The sequence below is a fragment of the Planococcus sp. CAU13 genome (assembly GCF_000775575.1).
Classification (GTDB): Bacteria; Bacillota; Bacilli; order Bacillales_A; family Planococcaceae; genus Planococcus.
In genome coordinates this window covers 1-6,194 of record NZ_JRGN01000158.1, presented here as the reverse complement: position 1 = coordinate 6,194, position 6,194 = coordinate 1, and the positions used below count along the sequence as shown (strand labels likewise).

Here is a 6,194-nt window from a genome sequence, read left to right as displayed (position 1 = left end):
TGTGGGAACCTGGTCCAAAGCGCCGAAGCGTTTAAAAAAAGTAATTACTTTTCTCAAACGTATTCAGCAGAACAAAAAGCGTAATGGGGCCGGATATGTTACAATTTTGGGAGATGGAACACCGTAGAAAGAGGGACTGTCATGAATTCAGATAAATATGTTGTCGTCGACATTGAGACGACTGGCCATTCCCCTGCTAAAGGTGATCGGATTATTCAAATGGCAATCGTAACGATTGAAAATGACATAATTACGGATACATATATGAAATTTATAAACCCGGAACGCAAAATACCTATGTTCATCCAGGATTTGACCGGCATTTCAGACGAGGATGTCGCCAATGCACAGCCGTTTGAATTCCATGCAGCGGAAGTTTACGAAAAGCTGCAGGATGCGATTTTCGTCGCCCATAACACCAATTTCGATTTGCCGTTTCTGCAGAAGGAACTGCAGCGCAGCGGCCAGCCGAAATGGCACGGGCTGACGATGGATACGGTGGAATTATCGCGCCTGCTTTATCCGACTTCAATCAGCTATAAACTGCAGGATATTACAGCGGATCTGAATATCGCGCTCGGCAATGCACACCGCGCTGACGATGACGCCTATGCCACAGCCGAGCTGTTCATGCGCGCAAAAGAAGATCTTCAGCAGCTGCCCTATGAAACATTGGCATTGCTGCACAAGCGCTCATTCCAGCTGAAATCCGATCTGTCACGGCTGCTTTATGAAGCGACAGCCCTGAAAAGAGATTCCCACCACAGTGAAATGGATCAATTTAAAGGCGTGCCTTTAAGGCTGCGGCAGCTGCCTGCTGACAGGAAACGGGATAATTATATACAGAAAACGGATTGGCATGACAGGCTCAGTGAAGTTCTGCCAAATTTTGAACGCAGGGAAAGCCAGATCGAGATGATGTCTGCGATACATGAAACGCTGGAAAATGCCGATGAAATGATTATCGAAGCTTCCACAGGCATGGGGAAAACCATCGCCTATCTTTTGCCGGCTGCGAATCATGCCCTTGCAACGGGAAGGCAGGTACTGGTCAGCACATATACAACGCATCTTCAGGATCAGCTGCTGTCGAATGAAGCCGGCATTGTCGAAAAATTCATCGGGGAAAAAGTCTCCATTGCACTGATTAAAGGACTGGGCCATTATATTGATCTCACGCGCTTTGCCGAAATTCTTCGCGGTGAAGACGAATCCTATGATGAGACATTCACCATCATGCAGATCCTAATCTGGCTGACAAAGACGTCGACCGGTGATTTAAATGAGCTGAATGTTTCCAGCGGCGGCCAATTATTGCTGGATAAAATCCGGCGCACCCACACAAGAAGGCCGGACCGTGAAGAGAAAGTCTACGATTTTTTTGAGTTTGCACTGGAACAGGCCAGAAAAGCAGACATCATTGTAACGAATCACGCATTTCTGCTCAATCAGCCGAATTCTGCCAATTCGCTCCTGGAAAGGGTCGATGCGATCATTTGGGACGAAGCACACCAGGCCGTTCAGGCTGCGGTTCTGCAATATGAGAAAACGTTTGTCTATACTCAATGGAAGTATATTTTCGGGCAGATCGGCACGTCTGAAGAAAGGCAATTGTATTCTAAGCTGAAAGAGGCTGCTGACAGCACCGGCTTCGCGAGCGCTGCAGAAATGGTTCGTCTGGACTCGCTGTTCATCGGTTTTACCGTTGCTTTTGACCGTATTGCCGCACTGCTTTCAATGGAATTTGCTGAGAAATTCAAAGCACGCAAGCACAAGAAGAATTCCCTGCTTCTCAGCGAATTGTCTTACCATCACGAAGATTTCGCTGAACTTCTCCGCCTGCTGAATGAATGGATTGATCTGTCCCAGACCATTCTGCAAAAAGCCGGGAAAATTTCGGAAAGATCATCGGAAGAACAATTGGTTATCGCAGATTGGCGTTATTGGACACAGGAATTGATGCTGAAGGCAGTGGAATTCAGTGAGATTTTTGTTTTCCCTGTCAACGATGAAGTCAGCTGGATTGAAGGCGATCTGCGCAGCCTTCCGAACAGCCTGTCGCTCTATAAACGTCCGTTTGAAGTGAAATCTATCATTGAACGTGTAACCGGGCCGGTGCGCGGGCAAAAAGGCATCATTTGGCTGTCCGGCACCATGACAGTTCCATCGAATGACCGTTTCATTGTGAGGCAGCTGGGTGTACCGGACTCTGTGGCCGTTACAAAATATGAGCCGCCCAAAGATTTCTATCAGGGGGCGAGAGTATTTGTCATCGACGATATGCCGGATATCCAGCAGGTTTCCCAAAATGATTATATTGAGGCAGTAGCCGATGCGGTCATCCGTACCGTCCTTGTGACGGAAGGCCGCTGTTTCGTTTTATTCACGTCACAGGATATGCTGCGCAAAACGGTTGATCTGATCCAGGACACCGGACTGCTGGACGACTATATGCTGTTTGCTCAGGGGATTTCATCGGGCAGCCGCATGCGTTTGCTGAAATCATTCCAGCGGTTCCAGAAATCCGTGCTTTTCGGCACAAACAGTTTCTGGGAAGGCGTCGATGTTCCTGGCGATGCGCTGCGTGCAGTGGTAGTGGTCAGGCTGCCGTTCACTTCGCCGGATGAACCGGTTTTCAAAGCGAAATCCGAATTGATTTCAAAAGAAGGCATCAATCCTTTTATCCACTATGCTCTGCCTGAAGCGGTGCTCCGCCTGAGGCAGGGATTCGGCCGGCTGATCCGGTCCAAAAATGACCAGGGGCTTTTCATCGTACTCGACCGCCGCATTGAAACGAAATCTTACGGACAGGAATTTCTCGACGCCCTGCCGAAAGTCGGCGTATCAAAAGTGTCTTTGGAAAAGATGGTAACGGATATTGAACATTGGTATAATAAGCAGTGAAAAATGAAAGGAAGGTCGGTTGGATGGAGTCCAAAATTGAAGTGCTTTCTACAGTAAATATTGCATATCAGCCGGATTTATACAAAATCGTCGATGTCCTGAACCGCACATTGAAGCACGATAATCTGATGTTCGGGCTTGCACTTGATAAAGAAGATCCGGAGAAAGCGGTCTTCACGATCTACAAAACATAGGTTCAGGTGATGAAATGAAGCAATGGATCATATTTATAGTAAGTTTTATGTCTTTTTTGGCAATTGTGCTCACCATATTAATACTGATACTTGGCAACAGCCCTTTTTCCAATGCGGAAAACAAAGCGATCGCCCAGGTAAAAGATGAAAACAGGCTTACTGAAATAAACAGGTCATATGTATATTCGAATAAACAAAAATCAGTTACCGTCATCGGAACAGATGAAGAAGGACAGTTGAAAGCAGTCTTCGTGCCGATTGATGGCGAAGAAATGGCCGAAACATCGCTGGAAGGAAAAATCACTCCCAAACAGGCGCGGGGAATCGCTCTTGACGGTATGGACGTAAAAGAAGTGCTCCATACAAAACTGGGCATTGAGGACAATAATGTCGTTTGGGAAGTCGTTTTTCTTACAAAAAATTACAAACTGAATTATGTATATATTTCAGCCGATGACGGTTCTGTCTGGAAAAGGATTTTGAATTTGTAAAGGAGCTGAAGCGGTATGATCAACCTGGCAAAACGCGTGGGTACATTGACGCCTTCAACGACATTGGCCATTACAGCCAAAGCCAATGAACTGAAAGCGCAGGGAGTGGACATCATCGGACTTGGGGCTGGTGAACCGGATTATAATACACCCGAAAATATTTTACAGGCGGCTTATCAATCAATGCTGGACGGCAAAACGAAATACACACCTGCAGGCGGTCTGCCTGCTTTAAAGGAAGCAATCATCCAGAAATTGCAGCGGGACCAGCAGCTGAGCTATTCACCAAATGAAGTGATGGTCGGTGTGGGGGCAAAACACGTGCTCTATACCCTGTTCCAGGTGCTGCTCGATAAAGACGATGAAGTCATTATTCCGATACCTTACTGGGTAAGCTATCCGGAACAGGTGAAACTGGCTGAAGGGGTTCCGGTATACATAGAAGCAACGGCCAGCCAAAATTACAAAATTTCGGCCCAGCAATTGCGTGAAGCGATCACAGACCGGACGAGAGCGGTCATGATCAATACGCCGAGCAATCCGACAGGCATGATTTATTCAAAAGAAGAATTGCAGGAATTGGCGGAAGTATGCCGCGAAAGAGACATCCTCATCGTATCAGATGAGATTTACGAAAAATTGGTCTATGGCGATGTGGAACACGTTTCCATTGCCACTTTATCCGACGATGCGAAAAAGCGTACCATCATTGTCAATGGCGTTTCAAAATCCCATTCCATGACCGGCTGGCGCATCGGCTATGCGGCAGGAGATGCCGAATTGATAAAAGCGATGACAGACCTGGCCAGCCATTCCACTTCCAATCCCACAACCACTTCGCAATATGCGGCTATTGAAGCATATAACGGATCACAGGACGCTGTGGAGGAAATGCGCCGGGCGTTCGAAGGCAGACTGGAAGAGATTTTCCCGAAACTGGAAGCAATTCCAGGATTTAATATAATACGCCCGCAGGGGGCATTTTATTTATTGCCTGATGTATCCGAAGCAGCCGAGAAAACAGGATTTTCTTCGGTTGATGAATTTGTGGAAGCGCTGCTGACGGAAGCGAATGTAGCGGTGATTCCGGGTTCAGGCTTCGGTGCACCTTCTACCATCCGCCTGTCATATGCCACTTCACTGGAAGCTTTGAACGAAGCAGTGGAGCGCATCAGCAAATTCGTGTCAGACAGATGGCAGTAATAACATTGAAAACATATTCTTGGAGGCTAGTGCAGGTATGAAAAAAATTACAATTGCCGAAATGGCTAAATATGAAGGTCAAACGATTAAACTGGGCGCCTGGATCGCCAATAAACGCTCAAGCGGTAAAATTGCGTTTCTTCAATTGCGCGATGGATCAGGATTTGTACAGGGAGTAGTAGTGAAGGCGGAAGTCGGCGAAGATACTTTTGCTGCGGCAAAAGCGCTGACACAGGAAACATCCCTGTATGTAACAGGCGAAGTGAAAAAAGATGAGCGCTCGGCGTTCGGCTACGAATTGGCCGTTACGGGGATTGAAGTGATCCATGAAGCAAAAGATTTCCCGATCACCCCAAAAGAGCACGGCACAGAATTCCTGATGGACAACCGTCATCTATGGCTGCGTTCCCGCAAACAGCACGCCATCATGAAAGTGCGCAACGAAATCATCCGTGCGACGTATGAATTCTTCAATGAAAACGGTTTTGTCAAAGTGGATCCTCCAATTTTGACCGGTTCTGCACCTGAAGGAACTTCTGAACTTTTTGCCACAAAATATTTCGATGAAGATGCATTCTTATCCCAGTCCGGACAGTTGTATATGGAAGCTGCAGCCATGGCTCTAGGAAAAGTGTTCTCGTTCGGCCCGACTTTCCGCGCCGAAAAATCGAAAACACGCCGCCACTTAATCGAGTTCTGGATGATCGAGCCGGAAATGGCTTTCGTGGAACATGCAGAAAGCCTGGAAGTCCAGGAACAATTCGTGTCCCACATCGTGCAGTCCGTTCTTAAAAACTGCAAACTTGAATTGGACCGCCTTGGCCGCGATACATCAAAACTTGAAAAAATCCAGGCGCCATTCCCGCGCATCACTTATGATGATGCGATCAAATGGCTGAATGACAACGGTTTTGACGACATTGAATGGGGCGACGATTTCGGAGCGCCGCATGAAACGGCAATTGCCGAATCATACGACATGCCTGTTTTCATCGTCAATTACCCGATCGGCATCAAGCCTTTCTATATGCAGCCGCATCCGGAGCGTGATGATGTCGTGCTGTGCGCCGATTTGATTGCGCCTGAAGGTTATGGTGAAATCATTGGTGGATCAGAACGGATCTACGATTACGAGTTAATGAAAAAACGCATCCAGGAACATAATCTCGACGAATCAGCTTATGCGTGGTACCTTGAACTCAGCAAATATGGCGCAGTGCCGCATTCTGGATTCGGCCTGGGCCTTGAACGCACAGTGGCATGGATTTCAGGAGCAGAGCACGTCCGCGAATCCATCCCATTCCCACGTTTGCTGAACCGTTTGTATCCTTAAAGAATACGATAGCATTAGATGAATTCGCTGCAGAAGGACGCTTTCCGCGGGGAGCGGCCTGAGCCTCCT

At 47.4% G+C, this 6,194-nt stretch carries 5 protein-coding genes; all 5 read left to right on the top strand.

Annotated features, from left to right (window positions below):
- Window positions 1-141 precede the first annotated feature (141 nt).
- Genes dinG through asnS form a run of 5 tightly spaced genes read left to right on the top strand, consistent with a single transcriptional unit; the run spans window position 142 to window position 6,125 of the window.
- A complete protein-coding gene (gene dinG / locus KW93_RS06780; RefSeq protein ID WP_033542234.1) occupies window positions 142-2,904 on the top strand; it encodes an ATP-dependent DNA helicase DinG in 2,763 nt (920 codons plus the stop codon).
- 23 nt (window positions 2,905-2,927) lie between these two features.
- Window positions 2,928-3,098, top strand: coding sequence for a YpmA family protein (locus tag KW93_RS17090; protein WP_081986945.1), 171 nt, complete (start codon window positions 2,928-2,930; stop codon window positions 3,096-3,098).
- 14 nt (window positions 3,099-3,112) lie between these two features.
- Window positions 3,113-3,589 (top strand): cell wall elongation regulator TseB-like domain-containing protein, encoded by a 477-nt coding sequence (locus tag KW93_RS06775; RefSeq protein ID WP_033542233.1) that lies wholly within the window; start codon window positions 3,113-3,115, stop codon window positions 3,587-3,589.
- A gap of 15 nt (window positions 3,590-3,604) precedes the next feature.
- Entirely contained in the window at window positions 3,605-4,792 is a 1,188-nt protein-coding gene (locus tag KW93_RS06770; RefSeq protein ID WP_033542232.1) for a pyridoxal phosphate-dependent aminotransferase, read from the top strand.
- A 37-nt stretch (window positions 4,793-4,829) separates the two neighbouring features.
- On the top strand, window positions 4,830-6,125 hold the full coding sequence (asnS, locus tag KW93_RS06765; protein ID WP_033542231.1) for an asparagine--tRNA ligase: 1,296 nt from the start codon (window positions 4,830-4,832) through the stop codon (window positions 6,123-6,125).
- Window positions 6,126-6,194 lie beyond the last annotated feature (69 nt).

Excerpts from the sequence above, each read along its gene's own strand:
- KW93_RS06770 (WP_033542232.1), top strand. The coding sequence starts at position 3,605 with ATGATCAACCTGGCAAAACGCGTGGGTACATTGACGCCTTCAACGACA.
- asnS (WP_033542231.1), top strand. The coding sequence starts at position 4,830 with ATGAAAAAAATTACAATTGCCGAAATGGCTAAATATGAAGGTCAAACG.
- KW93_RS06775 (WP_033542233.1), top strand. The coding sequence starts at position 3,113 with ATGAAGCAATGGATCATATTTATAGTAAGTTTTATGTCTTTTTTGGCA.
- KW93_RS17090 (WP_081986945.1), top strand. The coding sequence starts at position 2,928 with ATGGAGTCCAAAATTGAAGTGCTTTCTACAGTAAATATTGCATATCAG.
- dinG (WP_033542234.1), top strand. The coding sequence starts at position 142 with ATGAATTCAGATAAATATGTTGTCGTCGACATTGAGACGACTGGCCAT.